A 15229-nucleotide genomic window follows, 5' to 3' on the forward strand; every position below is an offset into this window, starting at 1 on the left:
GCGTAATGCCGGCCCGCGTTTTTTTTGCCTACAGCACGCTGCCGATCAGCAGGTAGCCGTTCAATCCCACCACCACCAGTACGATCAGCTTGCCCAGGTTTTGCACCAGCGGGCCGTTGACCATTTCCCCCATCAGCGCCCGATTACCGGTGAAAGCCAGCAGCGGCACCAGCGCCAGCGCAATGCCGAAGCTGAGCAGCACCTGGCTCAGCACCAGAATGCGCGTGGCGTCCATTCCCAGCATGATAACGATAAACGACGGCAGCATGGTCACCGCGCGACGCAGCCACAGCGGGATATGGAAATGCACAAACCCCTGCATCACCACCTGCCCCGCCAGCGTGCCCACCACGGTAGAGGAGAGACCGGCGGCCACCAGGCTCAGGCCAAACACGATGGCGGCGGCTTGCCCGAGCAGCGGCTGCAGCGTCAGGTAAGCCACGTCGAGATCGGCGATGCCGCTGTGGCCGCTGAAATGAAACGCGGCGGCGGCAGTGGCCATCATCGCCAGGTTGACGAAACCGGCGATGGTCATGGCGACGGCGACGTCGACTTTGGTGGCGGCATAGCGCTCCGCCTTGTCATGCTCACCGCCGACTTGGGTAAGCGACGAATGCAGATAGATCACGTGCGGCATGATGGTGGCACCCAATACCCCGGCGGCCAGAAATACCGCATCGCCGTTAGGCAGATCGGGCAGCGCCATCCCCTTCAGCAACGGCGCAAACTGCGGCTGAGAGAATGCCAGCTCGACGATGTAAGCGGCGGCGACGAACAGCAGCAGGCCGCCAATCACCCGTTCCAGCGGCTTTTGCCCGCGTTTTTGCAGCATCAGAATTAAAAAGGTGGCGATGCCGGTCAGCACCGCGCCCTGCAACAGGGAAATCCCGAGCAGCAGCTTGAAGCCGATCGCCGCGCCGATAAACTCGGCCAGATCGGTCGCCATGGCGATGATCTCCGCCTGCACCCAATAGGCCCACACCGCCGGCCGCGGAAAGCGATCGCGAATATGCTCGGCCAGGTTTTTCCCGGTGGCGATGCCCAGCTTGGCGGACAACAGTTGGATCAGCATCGCCATCACGTTGGCCCAGACCACCACCCACAGCAGGCTGTAGCCGAACGAGGCGCCGGCCTGGATGTTGGTGGCGAAGTTACCGGGATCGATATAGCCGATAGCGGCGATGAAGGCGGGCCCCATCAGCGAGAGTTTGATTTTTCTGGCAGAGCGACCGGGGGTGGTTTCAACCACGCGACTGTTCAGCATATGTTGAACCCTTACTGAAATTACGTTTATCTCCACTCTATATAAATGATAATAATTATCAAGCGCATTTAGAGCGGTAAAAATTATCTCTGTAATAGCCAACATTAATGGTTTTATCGAAGGGTCCGACACCAAGCATGCCGATTTCCGTGCTTTTGGGATGGGATTTTAGCTGCAATACCCCTGAAAGACAGGTTAGCACAAGAATACGAATTTCCTATCTCTGCGTTAACATCTTGATTTTTTATGCTTTTGCGCAACACTTTAGGAGAATTCCCGCTATGATTTTCCATATTTGCAATAGAAGTCTCGTTTTTAAACGTAGCGTTACATAAAATGACAGCCGAAATTCAGCCTGCCTCAAATTTGGAGCAAACATGTCCCATATTGCGCACTTTGCGTTGGCGATAGTAGTGGTGGCGATCCTGGCCCTGTTGGTGTGCCGCGATCGTAAAAGCATCCGCATTCGCTATGTTATTCAATTACTGGTTATCGAAGTACTGCTGGCCTACTTTTTCCTGCATTCGGAAGCGGGTTTGGGCTTCGTAAAAGGATTCGCCGCGCTGTTTGACAAACTGCTCGGGTTTGCGGGACAAGGGACTGATTTCGTGTTCGGCGGCATGGGCGACAAAGGCCTGGCGTTCTTCTTCCTGAAGGTGCTGTGCCCGATCGTCTTCATTTCGGCGCTGATCGGTATTCTGCAGTACATCAAAGTGCTGCCTTTCATCATCCGCATTATCGGTACCGTGCTGTCGAAAGTGAACGGCATGGGCAAGCTGGAGTCGTTCAACGCCGTCAGCTCGCTGATCCTGGGCCAATCCGAAAACTTCATCGCCTACAAGGATATCCTGGGCAAGATGTCGGAAAAGCGCATGTACACCATGGCGGCAACCGCGATGTCTACGGTGTCCATGTCTATCGTCGGCGCCTACATGACCATGCTGGACGCCAAGTTCGTGGTGGCGGCACTGGTATTGAACATGTTCAGCACCTTTATCGTGCTGTCGCTGGTCAACCCGTACGACACCAATAAAGAAGAAGAGCTGCATCTGGGCAATCTGCACGAAGGCCAGAGCTTCTTCGAAATGCTGGGTGAATACATCCTGGCCGGCTTCAAAGTAGCGATTATCGTCGCCGCGATGCTGATTGGCTTCATCGCCCTGATCGCCGCGCTCAATGGCGTATTCAGCGCTATCTTCGGCCTGAGCTTCCAGGAAATCCTCGGTTACTTCTTCTATCCGTTCGCCTGGATCATGGGCATTCCAAAACACGAAGCCCTGCAGGTCGGCAGCATCATGGCGACCAAGCTGGTTTCCAACGAATTCGTGGCCATGATGGAGCTGCAGAAAGTCTCTGCCGAGCTGTCGCCGCGCAGCCTGGGGATCCTGTCGGTGTTCCTGGTGTCCTTCGCCAACTTCTCTTCCATCGGCATCGTGGCCGGTGCGATCAAGGGCCTGAACGAACACCAGGGCAACGTGGTGTCGCGCTTTGGTCTGAAGCTGGTGTACGGCTCTACGCTGGTCAGCATCCTGTCCGCTTCCATCGCGGGTCTGGTGCTGGGCTAAGCCTCGAACCGACGACGATAACAAGGCGCCTGCGGGCGCCTTTTTTATTGCTTGGCATTCGGCGAAGGATAAATGACGAAAAGCAAAAAGCCGACCCTAGGGTCGGCTTTTTAAATGGTGGTGGAGCTAGACGGGATCGAACCGTCGACCTCTTGCATGCCATGCAAGCGCTCTCCCAGCTGAGCTATAGCCCCACAAAAGTGGTACGCGTTGACCGGCTTTACGGTATTCCCCAACCTCTCTGAGGAGAAGGTTGGTGGAGCTAGACGGGATCGAACCGTCGACCTCTTGCATGCCATGCAAGCGCTCTCCCAGCTGAGCTATAGCCCCGTTCCACAATCACTTTGTGCTGTGAACGGGGCGCATAATATGAAACCCATTCAAAGCTGTCAACGGCTAAATTGAATTACTGAATCAAGCGTTGAAAAAGCCGCCAAATCAGCATGTTTGGCGCCAAAAAATCATCAGTTTGTGCAGAGTTCATCCATTTTGCGCGCTACATCTCAAAATAGCAAAAGACCCTGCATATCACGTTGATTTTTAATTAACGGAATGTTAGCGAAATGCGCTTGAGTCGGGCTCCCGAGCGGCATAGACTGCCCGCGCCATAAACTTTATTACTATAAACCGAGTCCGTCATGTCTTTGCATTCACCAAAAGAAATCGCCGCCCTCGCCGTTCAGGCCGGGGTAAACAAAAGCAGCGCCCCTCTCGCTAATCTGTTGATTCTGGGCTTTCTCGCCGGCGCCTTTATCGCCACCGGCTTCCTGCTGGATATTCACGTCATCGGCACTCTGCCGGCTGAATGGGGCTCTTTCGGCGCCCTGTTGGGCGCCGCGGTCTTCCCTATCGGTTTGATCCTGACCATTCTGGCCGGCGGCGAACTGCTGACCGGCAACATGATGACCTTGCCGATGGCCTGGTTTGCCCGCGAAATCCCCGCCATCGCCGTGCTGCGCAACTGGTTTTGGGTCACTCTGGCCAACCTGGCCGGCAGCGTGGCCGTCGCGTACTTCTTCGGCCATTTGCTGGGCCTGACCGAAGGCGCGTTCTTGCATAAGACGCTGGCGATCGCGCAGGCCAAAGTGGATGCGGACTTCCTGCACGCCTTCATTTCCGGCGTCGGCTGCAACTGGCTGGTGTGCCTGGCGGTGTGGTTAGCCTTCGCCAGCAAAGATGTGCCGGGCAAAGTGATCGGCATGTGGTTCCCTGTCATGGCTTTTGTCGCCATCGGCTTCCAGCACGTGGTGGCGAATATGTTCATCATCCCGGCGGCCATCTTTGCCGGCGGCATGGGTTGGGAACAGTATCTGCCTAATTTCGTCGCGGTATTTCTCGGCAATGCGCTGGGCGGCGCCGGCTTTGTCGGGCTGATGTATTTCATCGCCTACCGTCCGGGTTTGCCGGCCGGCGAACAAGCCTGACAGCAAGCAATAAAAAAGCCCCGGGATCGCTCCACGGGGCTTTTTCATTTACGGCGTATCAGCCTAATCAGGCCTGGGCTTCACGCTCGGCGATGTAAGCCAGCGCCATATCGATACGCTGCAGCGAGCGCTTCTGGCCGATCGCATGCACGGTCACGTCCATGCCCGGCGACTGGCCGGCGCCGGTCACCGCGACGCGCAGCGGCATGCCGACTTTGCCCATGCCGACACCCAGCTCATCCGCCGTGCCCTGAATGGCGTCGTGCACATTTTCCGGCGTCCAGACGGTGATGGCGGCCAGCTTGGCACGCACCGCTTCCAGCGGCTGACGCGCGACCGGGCGCAGGTGCTTCTTGGCGGCGTCGGCGTCGAACTCGCTGAAGTCTTCGTAGAAGTAACGGCAAGACTCCGCCATCTCTTTCAGCGTCTTGCAACGCTCGCCCAGCAGCTTGACAAGGTCTTTCAGTTCCGGACCGTTGCGGGTTTCAATGCCCAGTTGCTCAACGTGCCATGCCAGATGCACCGCCACTTCTTCCGCCGGCATATGGTTGATGTAGTGGTGGTTCAGCCACTGCAGCTTCTCGGTGTTGAAGGCGCTGGCGGATTTGTTGATCGCTTCCAGCGTGAAGAACTCTTTCATCTCATCGATGGAGAAGATCTCCTGATCGCCATGGGACCAACCCAGGCGCACCAGGTAGTTCAGCAGCGCCTGCGGCAGATAGCCGTCGTCGCGGTATTGCATAACACCCACGGCGCCGTGGCGCTTGGACAATTTTTTACCGTCGTCGCCGAGGATCATCGACACGTGCGCATATTCCGGCACCGGCGCACCCAGCGCTTTGAGAATGTTGATCTGGCGTGGGGTGTTGTTGATGTGGTCTTCACCGCGGATCACATGGGTGATTTCCATATCCCAGTCATCGACGACGACGCAGAAGTTATAGGTTGGCGAACCGTCGGTGCGGCGGATGATCAGATCGTCCAGCTCCTGGTTGCTGAATTCGATCGGGCCGCGAATTTTGTCGTCGAAGATCACCGACCCTTCCTGCGGATTGCGGAAACGCACCACGTGCGGCTCGTCGTCGGTGTGGCTGCACTGGCTGTCGCGGCAGTGGCCGTCGTAACGCGGCTTCTCGCCGTTTTCCATCTGCTTCTCGCGCAGCGCTTCCAGACGTTCCTTGGAGCAATAGCATTTATAGGCCGTGCCCTGCTCCAGCATCTCGTCGATGACCGCGTTGTAGCGATCGAAACGCTTGGTCTGGAAATACGGGCCTTCATCCCAATCCAGGTTCAACCAGTTCATGCCATCCATAATTGCGTCGATCGCGTCCTGGGTCGAACGTTCCAGATCGGTATCTTCGATACGCAGAACGAACTCACCGCCCGCATGGCGGCTGAACAACCAGGAGTAAAGTGCGGTACGCGCGCCGCCGACGTGGAGATAGCCGGTCGGGCTCGGTGCAAAACGGGTTTTGATTTTCATTGGGTTCACTGCCTTATTACGCAACGCGTGTCGGCGATGGCCGACGATTGCTCGGAATTGAAAAAAGAGTGGACGACATTGTATCACCACGCGCTAATTCCTCAACGCCGACACGATATTGCGCCGGTCGATTTCGCGCGTTTTGCGGCGAGTTTCGCATAGCGTTGCGCAAAGAATCAGCGCTGCTGGCGATAATTATCGCGCCCTGCCTAAATTTGCGGCGAACGATTGAAATCATTTTAAAAAGCGTTGACTCACTTTGAACTATCCCTATAATGCGACTCCAACAAGACGGGGCGATTAGCTCAGTTGGTAGAGCATCTCCTTTACACGGAGGGGGTCGGCGGTTCGAGCCCGTCATCGCCCACCATCTTGTTGAGAAAAATGAGAACGAATGAGGGTGATTAGCTCAGTTGGTAGAGCATCTCCTTTACACGGAGGGGGTCGGCGGTTCGAGCCCGTCATCACCCACCATCATTCTCTCGTTTAGCAGTACCTGGAAGTCCTGAAGTGGGTGATTAGCTCAGTTGGTAGAGCATCTCCTTTACACGGAGGGGGTCGGCGGTTCGAGCCCGTCATCACCCACCACTTCTGCGGGTCGTTAGCTCAGTTGGTAGAGCAGTTGACTTTTAATCAATTGGTCGCAGGTTCGAATCCTGCACGACCCACCAATTCAGAAAAAAGCGCCTTTTGGCGCTTTTTTCGTTTCTGCGCCACCTGACTCTGCCTTTATCTTCTTACTGACATGGCCCACTGAGTCGTGCGGGTGAGATCCTGCGTTCAGGTTCGAGCATCGCGCAGCGATACGACAACGCGCAGCGTTGCCCGTAGGGTGAGGCCACAGGCCGAATCAATCCTGCACGACCCACCAATTCAGAAAAAAGCGCCTTTTGGCGCTTTTTCCGTTTCTGTCTCACCCACTTCCCTTTTCTTCGTATTCTTTCTTTATTCACCACGCGCTGAGATACGAATGGTTATCATTTTGCCGGCTTGAATGGTAAATTAGCGGGCATCCACCACGCAGCCAATCCGCCGCCGGATTGATACGCCTTAGTTCAAGGAAAGAAAGAGCCCGCTCATGACCCTATCCTTACGCCAGCTGTTCATTGTATTTATCGCCACTTCCAGCCTGTTGCTCAGCGGCTGCGGCCCGGACGACAAGAGCGACGAGCAAAAACCGTCCGCCCCTGCTGCCGACAGCAGTTGGCCGCGCACCATCGACAGCGCCAAAGGGAAATTCACGCTGGAAAAACCGCCGCTGCGCATCGTGTCCACCAGCGTCACCATCACCGGTACGCTGCTGGCGATCGACGCCCCGGTGGTCGCCAGCGCCGCCACCAGCCCAAATCCCCTGGTGGCCGATAAACAAGGCTTCTTTACCCAGTGGAGCGAGGTGGCCAAACAGCGCCACGTCGAACGGCTGTATCAGGTGGAGCCCAATGCCGAAGCCGTCGCCGCCGCCGCGCCGGATTTGATCGTCGTCGCCGCCACCGGCGGGGATTCAGCGCTGAAGCTGTACGATCAGCTGTCCGCCATTGCGCCGACGTTAGTACTCGATTATGGCGACAAAAGCTGGCAACAGCTGGCCAGCGAGCTCGGTGAGATCACCGGTCACGAAGCCGGCGCCAAACAGGCGGAAGATCGTTTCGAACAGCGTGTGGAGCAAGTGAAGCAGGCGATCACCCTGCCGCCACAGCCGACCACGCCGCTGGTGTATGCCGACAACGGCCGCGAGGCCATGCTGTGGACACCGGGCTCCGCCCAGGGCAAGCTGCTGACCCAGCTTGGCTTCCAATTGGCCACCCCGCCGGAAAGCGCCAAAGGCAACGCCAGCATGGGTAAACGCCATGACATCATCCAGATCTCCGGCGAAAAAATGGCCGAAGGCCTGAACGGCAAAACCCTGATCCTGTTCGCCACCAATGAGCGCAAAGTGCAAGAGGTGCTGACCAACCCGTTCCTTAAACATCTGGAGCCGGTGGAACAGCGGCACGTCTACGCCGTCGGCAACGACACCTTCCGCCTCGATTATTACAGTGCCACCAACATGCTGAACCAAATCGAACGGCTGTTCAAAAAGCCCTGAGCCACGCCGTCGGCAGGTCAGGCTCCTGCCGACGCTTTCAACAAGCGGGGCGACCGTTCACATTCAATCAATTGAAATATCAATAGTTATTAACATCGTCAACGCACCTTTGCCACCAACCGGCGGGTGCATGCGGGCGTAAACTCGTGCTACTATTAGCGCCCGCATGAACGCAAATAACAATGAGAATAAAAATCATACAGGAGTTACCGGTGTGAACGTACCCACTCCGACTGAGCGGACGCTTTCGTCCGCACCGCACGCAGCTTACGCCAGTGGCTTCAAACGCATCGCCGGGTTCGGTATCGGTTTGGTGCTGTTGCTGCTGTGCATCATTGCCAGCCTGATGCTGGGTTCCAAGGCCATCCCCTTCCATACCGTCTGGCTCAGCCTGCAGGGCGCCGCGAGCGGTTCCGACAGCACCATCATTCTCAACGCCCGGGTGCCCCGTACGCTGGCGGGCATTTTAGCCGGCATGGCGCTCGGCGCCGCCGGCGCGCTGATTCAGGCGTTGACGCGCAATCCGCTGGCCGATCCCGGCGTGCTCGGCATCAACGCCGGCGCCAGCTTCGCCGTGGTCATCGGCATCATGTTTTTCGGCGCCGCCACCACTGAAAGCTATATGGCCTATGCCTTCGTCGGCGCTGCCCTCACCACCCTGCTAGTCTACCTGATCGGCACGCTGGCGGGCGGGCGCATCAACCCGGTGCGGCTGACGCTGGCCGGCGTGGCGATCGGCGCGGTGTTGCTCGGCATCACCACCGGGCTGTCGCTGATCGATCCGCAAACCTTTGACCAACTGCGCTTCTGGCAGGCCGGCACGCTGGATATCCGCACGCTGTCCACGCTGCCGGTCACCGCCCCCGCCATTTTGCTCGGCTGCCTGCTGACGCTGCTCATCGCCCGGCCGCTGAATACCATCGGTATGGGGGAGGATTTGGCTATCGCGCTCGGCGCGCGCGTAGTACTGACTCAGATTGTCGCGGTGATCGCCATCACGCTGCTGTGCGGCGCGGCGACCGCCACCGTCGGCCCAATCAGTTTCATCGGCCTGATGGTGCCGCATATCGCCCGCTGGTGGGTCGGCCCCGACCAGCGCTGGATCCTGCCCTACTCCATGCTGCTGGCGCCGATTTTACTGCTGTGCGCCGACGTGGTCGGCCGCTTGCTGGCGGCCGGTGAACTGCGGGTTTCCATCGTGGCGGCCTTCATCGGCGCGCCGGTGCTGATCTGGCTGGTGCGCCGCAAGAAAACGCTGGGGGGTCTGTGATGAGTCTGCCGCACACGTTGCATATCGGCCGCCCGGACGGCGTCATCAACGGGCGCCTGCCGCTGCGCCTGCTGCTGGTCAACCTTTCACTGTTGGCGCTGTGTCTGGCGATGGCCGTCGCCGCCCTGTGCTACGGCACGCTGCAACTTTCGCTGGAGCAGGTTTTTGCCGCGCTGACCGGCGAGGCGCCGAAAAACCTGGTCACCGTGGTCACCCAATGGCGCTTGCCGCGCATCGCCATGGCGCTGCTGTTAGGCGCCGCGCTCGGCATGAGCGGCGCCATCTTCCAGTCGATTATCCGCAACCCGCTCGGCAGCCCGGACGTGATTGGCTTTAACATGGGGGCTTACACCGGCGCGCTGATCGCCATCACCCTGTTCAACGGCGGCTATTACTACATCGCCGGCGGCGCGCTGGCCGGCGGCATTCTCGCCGCGCTGGCCATCTACCTGCTGGCCTGGCGGCAAGGCATCGCCGGCTTCCGGCTGATCATCGTCGGTATCGCCATCAGCGCGGTGCTAGTCTCCACCAATACCTGGCTGATCATCACCGCTTCGCTGGAGCGCGCCATGGACGCCGCCATGTGGCAGGCCGGTTCGCTCAACGGCATGACCTGGCAGAAAGCCCAGCCCGCCACGGCGTTCATCCTGCTGGCGGCCGCGGCCGCGCTGCTGATGGGCAAACGGCTGCAGCTATTGGAAATGGGCGACGACACGGCGCGCGCGCTGGGCGTGAACGCCGAAGGCAGCCGGCTGTGGCTGATGCTGTTCGGCGTTACCCTCACCGCCGCCGTCACCGCCACCGCCGGGCCGATTTCCTTTATCGCGCTGGCGGCGCCGCAGATCGCCCGCCGCCTGGCCGGACAATCCTCGGTCACCCTGACGTCATCGGCGCTGATGGGCGCAGCGCTGCTGCTCAGCGCCGACGTGGTGTCCCAACATCTTTTCGCGCCGATCCAACTGCCGGTCGGGGTTGTGACCGTCTGCATCGGCGGCCTGTACCTGATTTGGCTGCTCATCCGTGAGGCCCGCAGATAATGAAGAGTGATAATGCCATGAGCCACCGCCTGCACGCCTCGCACCTGAAGCTGGGCTACGACAATAAAATCATCGCTGACGATTTGAGCGTGGCGATCCCCGATGGCGCCTTCACGGTGATCGTCGGGCCGAACGCCTGTGGCAAATCGACGCTGCTGCGCGCCCTGTGCCGCCTGCTGAAACCCAGCGCCGGCGAGGTGATGCTGGACGGCAAAAACATCAGCAGCTTCGCCACCAAGGCGCTGGCGCGCGAGCTTGGGCTGCTGCCGCAAACCTCGATCGCACCGGACAGCATTACCGTGGCGGACCTGGTGTCGCGCGGCCGCTATCCGCACCAGAGCCTGCTGAAACAGTGGACGCAGGCCGACAAACAGGCGGTGGAAGCCGCCATGGCGGCCACCAACGTCAGCCAGCTGGCGGATCGCAGCGTCGACGAGCTGTCCGGCGGACAGCGACAGCGCGTCTGGGTGGCGATGGCGTTGGCGCAGCAAACGCCGCTGCTGCTGCTGGATGAACCGACCACCTACCTCGACATCGCGCACCAAATAGAGCTGCTGGATCTGTTCCGCCAGCTCAACCGCGAGCGCGGCCAAACCCTCATCGCGGTGCTGCACGATCTCAACCACGCCTGCCGCTATGCCGATCACATCATCGCCATGCGCGACGGCAAGATCGTGGCTGAGGGGAAACCGGCGGAGATCATTACCGCCGAGCTGGTGGAACGGGTGTTCGGCATGCCATGCATGATCATCGACGATCCACTGTCCCACACGCCGCTGGTGATCCCGCGCGGCCGCTACCACTGCGACGCGCCGCAGGCATGAAAAAGGCCGGGTTAACCCGGCCTGTGCCTTATTTCTCCAGCGACACCTGCTTGAAGATGTGTTTGCCGAACGGGTCTATTTCGTAGCCTTTCACTTCCTTGCGCACCGGTTCGAAGATGGTCGAGTGCGCGATCATCAGCGCCGGCATCTGATCGTGCATCATCACCTGCGCCTGCTGGTACATCGCCACCCGCTTGGCATGATCGTTCTCTTCACGCGCCTGCAGGATCAGCTGGTCGAACGGCTTGTAGCACCATTTCGCCGAGTTGGAGCCGCCGAGCGAAGCGCAGGTGAACAGCGGGCCGAAGAAGTTGTCTGGATCGCCGTTGGCGGTGGTCCAGCCCATCAGCGCGGTCTGGTGTTCGCCGTTTTTAATCCGCTGCAAATATTCGCCCCACTCGAAGGTGACGATTTTGGCGCGCACGCCGATTTTAGCCCAGTCGGCCTGGATCATCTCCGCCATACGCTTGGCGTTGGGGTTATAGGGCCGCTGCACCGGCATCGCCCATAGATCGATATCGAAGCCCTGCCCCAACCCGGCCTCCTGCAACAGCTGCTTCGCCCGCTCCGGCGAATACGGGTAGTCTTCAAGCTGCGCGTTGCTGCCCCACTGGGTCGGCGGCAGCAGATTTTTGGCCGGCTGGCCGGCGCCGTGGAACACCGCGTCGATGATCGCCGGCTTGTTGACCGCCAGCGCCAACGCCTGGCGCACCTTAACGTTATCCAACGGTTTCTTCTGGGTGTTGAACGCCAGGAAGCCGATATTCAAGCCGGATTTTTCCATTACCTGAAGGTTGCCGTCCTGCCGCATGCGCGCCAGATCCGCCGGATTAGGGAACGGCATCACCTGGCACTCGTTCTTTTGCAGCTTGGCGTAACGCACCGTCGCATCCGGCGTGATCGAAAACACCAGCCGATCGATCTTCGGCTTACCTTCCCAGTAGCGGTCGAACGCCTTGTAGAGGATTTTCGCGTCTTTCTGGTACTGCACCAGCTGGAACGGCCCGGTGCCGATCGGATCGTTGTCCACCCGCTGCGGCGTGCCGGCCTTCAGCATCGCGTCGGCATATTCCGCCGATAATAGGGTGGCGAAATACATGCCCAGATCGGCGACGAACGGCGCCTCGGCGCGGGAGAGCTCAAAGCGCACGGTGTGGTCATCCACCTTGACGATCCGGTCAATCAGCGTGCCGAACTCCATCGACTCGAAGTTGGTGTAGGCGCCGTTGGAGACCTTGTGATACGGGTTGTTGGCGTCCTTCTGGCGCATAAACGAGAAGATGACGTCATCGGCGTTGAAATCGCGGGTGGGCGTGAAATATTTATTGCTCTGGAATGCCACGCCCTTGCGCAGGTGGAAGGTATAGCGCTTGCCGTCTTCGCTCACTTCCCAGCTCTCCGCCAGGCTGGGTTGCAGCTCGACGGTGCCGGGTTTGAAATCCACCAGCCGGTTGTAGATCGCCGCCGAACTGGCGTCCACCGTGGTGCCGGAGGTGAACAGCTGCGGGTTGAAGCCTTCCGGCGATCCTTCGGAACAGTAGACCAGCGTATTGGCTCGCGCGCCGCCGGCAATCGCCAACGCCAGCAGCCCGATCGTTATTGCTTTTCTTTTCATTGCGCTATCCCCAGTGGTGAAAAAACAGCCCAACGGATAGCAATAAATCATGCAGTTAGCGAAGTAAAGGACAAATTCCGCGCATAAAAACGGGCAGGCGCGCAAGCGGCCTGCCCCGGTGAAACGGCGCGAGGATGATGAAATTAAATCATCTGGCTGAAGTTCATCTGCGCCATCAGCTTATAGTTGTCGGCATAGTCGACCGGGATGGCCACCACTACCGGCCCCTGGATCGCCATCGCCTTGCGCAGCATCGGCCGCAGATCTTCCACCGACTGCACGGCGAAACCGACCGCGCCGCAGGATTCCGCGTAGGCCTTGAAGTCAATCGGCCCGAACTCCACGCCGGACTTGCGCTGGTATTTGTTCACTTCCTGCATTTCCACCATGTTGTAGGCGTTATCGACCCAGATCACGTGCACGATGTTGTTTTTCAGCCGCACCGCGGTCTCCAGCTCCATGCTCGACTGCATGAAGCCGCCGTCACCGGATATAGACACCACCTTGTCGCCGGGGCGCACCAGCGCCGCACCGATGGCCCACGGCAATGCCACCCCCATGGTTTGCTGGCCGTTGGAGATCAACAGCTGACGGGCACGGAAGCTGTAAAGATAACGGGCGATCCAGATGTGGAAACTGCCCATGTCCACACACAGCGTCACGTCGTCGCTGACGATGTCCTGCAGCTCCTTGACGATGCGCAGCGGGTGGATCGGCATGCCGCCGCGGCGCGCGGCGCGCTCCGCCAGTTCAGTACGCTGGCGGCCAAGATCGGTGAGGATCAGCTCCACTTCTGGCGGCACGCAGACCGCCTCAGTGAACGCTTCGGTCATCATGTTCAGCGTAGCGCTGATGTTGCCCACCAGCTCGACGTCCGGCCGATAGCAGGTATCGATATCCGCCGGCAGCACGTCGATATGCACCAGCTTCAGCCGCCCGTGGCTGTTCCACATGCAGGGATCGTATTCGATCGGATCATAACCGACGCTCACCACCAGATCGGCCTTCTGCAGCAGCTGATCGGCCGGCTGGTTGTTGAACAGGCCGACGCGGCCGGCGAAACGGGCGAAGTGGTTGACGTCGATCACCCCCGCCGCCTGATAGGTGCCGACCACCGGCATATGGGTGCGGTACAGCAGATGGCGCACCGCCTCGCTGTTCTCCGGCCGGCTGGCCTGCAAGCCCAGCAGCAGCACCGGGCATTTGGCCTGGCGGATCAGTTTCACCGCCGCCTGAATGTCGTCTGCCGCGGCGGCCCCCATGCGCGGCAAGCGGCAGCCCGCCAGTACCGGCGCGCTGACCGGTTCATTGACGATATCCATCGGCAGGCTGACGAACGATGCCCCCGGCCGGCCGAACTCGGCGCGGCGGAAGGCGTTGGCGATCACCTCGGAAATCGCCGAACCGGCATGCACTTCGGCGCAATACTTGGTGACCGGCCGGAACATGCTGACGGTATCCATGCTCTGGTGCGTCTGCTTCAGGCTGTCGGCGCGCTTCACCGCCCCGCCGAAGGCCACCACCGCGTCCCCTTCCGAGGTGGCGGTAGCCAGCCCGGTGATCAGGTTGGAGCTGCCCGGCCCGGAGGTGACCAGCGCCACCCCGGCCTTGCCGGTCAGGCGGCCGACCGCCGCCGCCATAAAGGCCGCGTTGGCCTCATGCCGCACCACCACCGTTTCGATCGATGGCGCGTCCTCCAGCGAGTCGAACACTCGGTCGATCTTGGCGCCCGGAATGCCGAAAACGTGTTTGACGCCCTGCGCCTCCAGGTTTTTCACCACCAAATCGGCGCCGCATTGCCAGTCATTGCCTGTTTTTTCCTGTGCCATGGTTCCACCTCCTAAGAAAACAATCGCCGGGGTTAGCCCTCGGCGGAACGAATCGCGCGGTCCAAATCCTCTGGGCAGAGGTTGGCGCGCAAGAAATCCGCATCATGCGGCAACTGAAGATTGAGACGCGTGATGACGCCGAACTGCAAACGGCCATGATCGAGCTGGTAGTCCAGTACGTGGCCGCCGCCGCTGCGGTCGTCGGTAACGAAGTGTTCGTGATAGCCGGCCACGCCGATGCCCTGCATGTAATCCGGCGAGCGGAAGCCGACCAGCGTGCCGCGCCGCTGATGGAACGAGAAGGTCGGCTGCTCTTCTATCGCTTCCAGCATTGGGCGGTAAGGCCGTTCCTGACGCGGTACGGTGCGGGTTTCGACATGGCTGAACTCACCGTCCACCCGCACCGCGCAGAACAGGTTCGGCGAGGCGACCTGTTCGTCGATGCACTGGTGCAGCTGTGCCTTGGTGATCGGCCGGTCGAATTGCTGGCTGACGCTGGGCTGGAAAAAGGTGACGACGGCGAAGGGGGTTTTCTGTTGCAGGCCGGCCGGCCGGGCGCTGCCGTCGGCGCGCAGCTGGTGTATTTCCCGATCGAAAGCGATCAGTTCACCGTCCAGATGATTGAAGGTGCCGAGGCCGAAGTTGCCGTGTTTGAGCAACTCGGCAATGGTGGTTTCGCCCTCGTAGACCCCGTCGATGAGCGCGCTCATCAGCGAGATTTGATAGATTTCGCCCTCCCCGGCGTTGATCGACTGCCTGGCAAAACCCTGCGCCAAATGGCGCGCACAGGAACACCCGTGTTTTTCGTTCATGACTAACTCCTCCACCAGCG

11 protein-coding genes, 6 tRNA genes and 1 other RNA gene are annotated in these 15229 nt (G+C 59.8%); 11 read left to right on the forward strand and 7 right to left on the reverse strand.

The features are described 5' to 3' along the window. Positions 1 to 28: 28 nt before the first annotated feature. On the reverse strand, positions 29 to 1264 hold the full coding sequence (locus ACMGGW_RS16205; protein ID WP_197832401.1) for an Nramp family divalent metal transporter: 1236 nt from the start codon (positions 1262 to 1264) through the stop codon (positions 29 to 31). Positions 1265 to 1641: 377 nt separating this feature from the next. Here ACMGGW_RS16205 and ACMGGW_RS16210 point away from each other — a divergent pair, with 377 nt between their 5' ends. Then, entirely contained in the window at positions 1642 to 2829 is a 1188-nt protein-coding gene (locus ACMGGW_RS16210) for a NupC/NupG family nucleoside CNT transporter (protein ID WP_004936373.1), read from the forward strand. 118 nt (positions 2830 to 2947) lie between these two features. Here the strand turns inward: ACMGGW_RS16210 and ACMGGW_RS16215 are convergent. Next, positions 2948 to 3023 (reverse strand) — tRNA-Ala (locus ACMGGW_RS16215). 60 nt (positions 3024 to 3083) lie between these two features. Then, positions 3084 to 3159, reverse strand: a tRNA-Ala gene (locus ACMGGW_RS16220). A gap of 308 nt (positions 3160 to 3467) precedes the next feature. On the opposite strand from ACMGGW_RS16220, the gene ACMGGW_RS16225 reads away from it, so the two are divergent. Further along, positions 3468 to 4253 carry a formate/nitrite transporter family protein gene (locus ACMGGW_RS16225; RefSeq protein WP_025303763.1) on the forward strand — a complete coding sequence of 262 codons (786 nt, stop codon included), beginning with the start codon at positions 3468 to 3470 and terminating at the stop codon, positions 4251 to 4253. Positions 4254 to 4320: 67 nt separating this feature from the next. Here ACMGGW_RS16225 and gltX read toward each other — a convergent pair whose 3' ends face one another. Further along, positions 4321 to 5736: a glutamate--tRNA ligase gene (gene gltX, locus ACMGGW_RS16230; RefSeq protein WP_025303764.1), complete on the reverse strand. Its 1416-nt coding sequence runs from the start codon at positions 5734 to 5736 to the stop codon at positions 4321 to 4323. Positions 5737 to 6030: 294 nt separating this feature from the next. Between gltX and ACMGGW_RS16235 the strand changes: the two genes are divergently transcribed. The 9 genes from ACMGGW_RS16235 to ACMGGW_RS16275 all read left to right on the forward strand — a co-directional run bounded on the left by ACMGGW_RS16235 (position 6031) and on the right by ACMGGW_RS16275 (position 10953). Continuing rightward, a tRNA-Val gene (locus ACMGGW_RS16235) sits at positions 6031 to 6106 on the forward strand. Between the two features lie 28 nt (positions 6107 to 6134). Further along, positions 6135 to 6210 (forward strand) — tRNA-Val (locus tag ACMGGW_RS16240). A 38-nt stretch (positions 6211 to 6248) separates the two neighbouring features. Next, positions 6249 to 6324 (forward strand) — tRNA-Val (locus ACMGGW_RS16245). A gap of 7 nt (positions 6325 to 6331) precedes the next feature. After that, positions 6332 to 6407: transfer RNA gene (locus ACMGGW_RS16250), tRNA-Lys, on the forward strand. Positions 6408 to 6482: 75 nt separating this feature from the next. Further along, a non-coding RNA gene (locus ACMGGW_RS16255) (RtT sRNA) lies at positions 6483 to 6607 on the forward strand. A 207-nt stretch (positions 6608 to 6814) separates the two neighbouring features. Continuing rightward, positions 6815 to 7822 (forward strand): Fe2+-enterobactin ABC transporter substrate-binding protein, encoded by a 1008-nt coding sequence (fepB, locus tag ACMGGW_RS16260; RefSeq protein WP_025303765.1) that lies wholly within the window; start codon positions 6815 to 6817, stop codon positions 7820 to 7822. 214 nt (positions 7823 to 8036) lie between these two features. Then, complete coding sequence (fepD, locus tag ACMGGW_RS16265; protein WP_025303766.1) at positions 8037 to 9092, forward strand: Fe(3+)-siderophore ABC transporter permease; 1056 nt, start codon at positions 8037 to 8039, stop codon at positions 9090 to 9092. After that, entirely contained in the window at positions 9092 to 10129 is a 1038-nt protein-coding gene (fepG, locus tag ACMGGW_RS16270; RefSeq protein WP_167324493.1) for an iron-enterobactin ABC transporter permease, read from the forward strand. Before fepD ends, fepG begins: the two co-directional genes overlap by 1 nt. Positions 10130 to 10146: 17 nt before the next feature. After that, entirely contained in the window at positions 10147 to 10953 is an 807-nt protein-coding gene (locus tag ACMGGW_RS16275; protein WP_004936408.1) for an ABC transporter ATP-binding protein, read from the forward strand. Between the two features lie 28 nt (positions 10954 to 10981). Here the strand turns inward: ACMGGW_RS16275 and ACMGGW_RS16280 are convergent, their stop codons facing one another. The 3 genes from ACMGGW_RS16280 to budA form a co-directional block, all read right to left on the reverse strand. Next, positions 10982 to 12568, reverse strand: a complete 1587-nt coding sequence (locus ACMGGW_RS16280) for an ABC transporter substrate-binding protein (RefSeq protein WP_016926798.1) — start codon at positions 12566 to 12568, stop codon at positions 10982 to 10984. Positions 12569 to 12711: 143 nt separating this feature from the next. Beyond that, positions 12712 to 14397 carry an acetolactate synthase AlsS gene (gene alsS, locus ACMGGW_RS16285; protein ID WP_167324494.1) on the reverse strand — a complete coding sequence of 562 codons (1686 nt, stop codon included), beginning with the start codon at positions 14395 to 14397 and terminating at the stop codon, positions 12712 to 12714. 32 nt (positions 14398 to 14429) lie between these two features. Then, positions 14430 to 15209 (reverse strand): acetolactate decarboxylase, encoded by a 780-nt coding sequence (budA, locus tag ACMGGW_RS16290; RefSeq protein ID WP_049205414.1) that lies wholly within the window; start codon positions 15207 to 15209, stop codon positions 14430 to 14432. Between the last annotated feature and the right edge of the window lie 20 nt (positions 15210 to 15229).

It is taken from the genome of Serratia sp. BNK-4, from assembly GCF_048685115.1.
Classification (GTDB): Bacteria; Pseudomonadota; Gammaproteobacteria; order Enterobacterales; family Enterobacteriaceae; genus Serratia; species Serratia bockelmannii.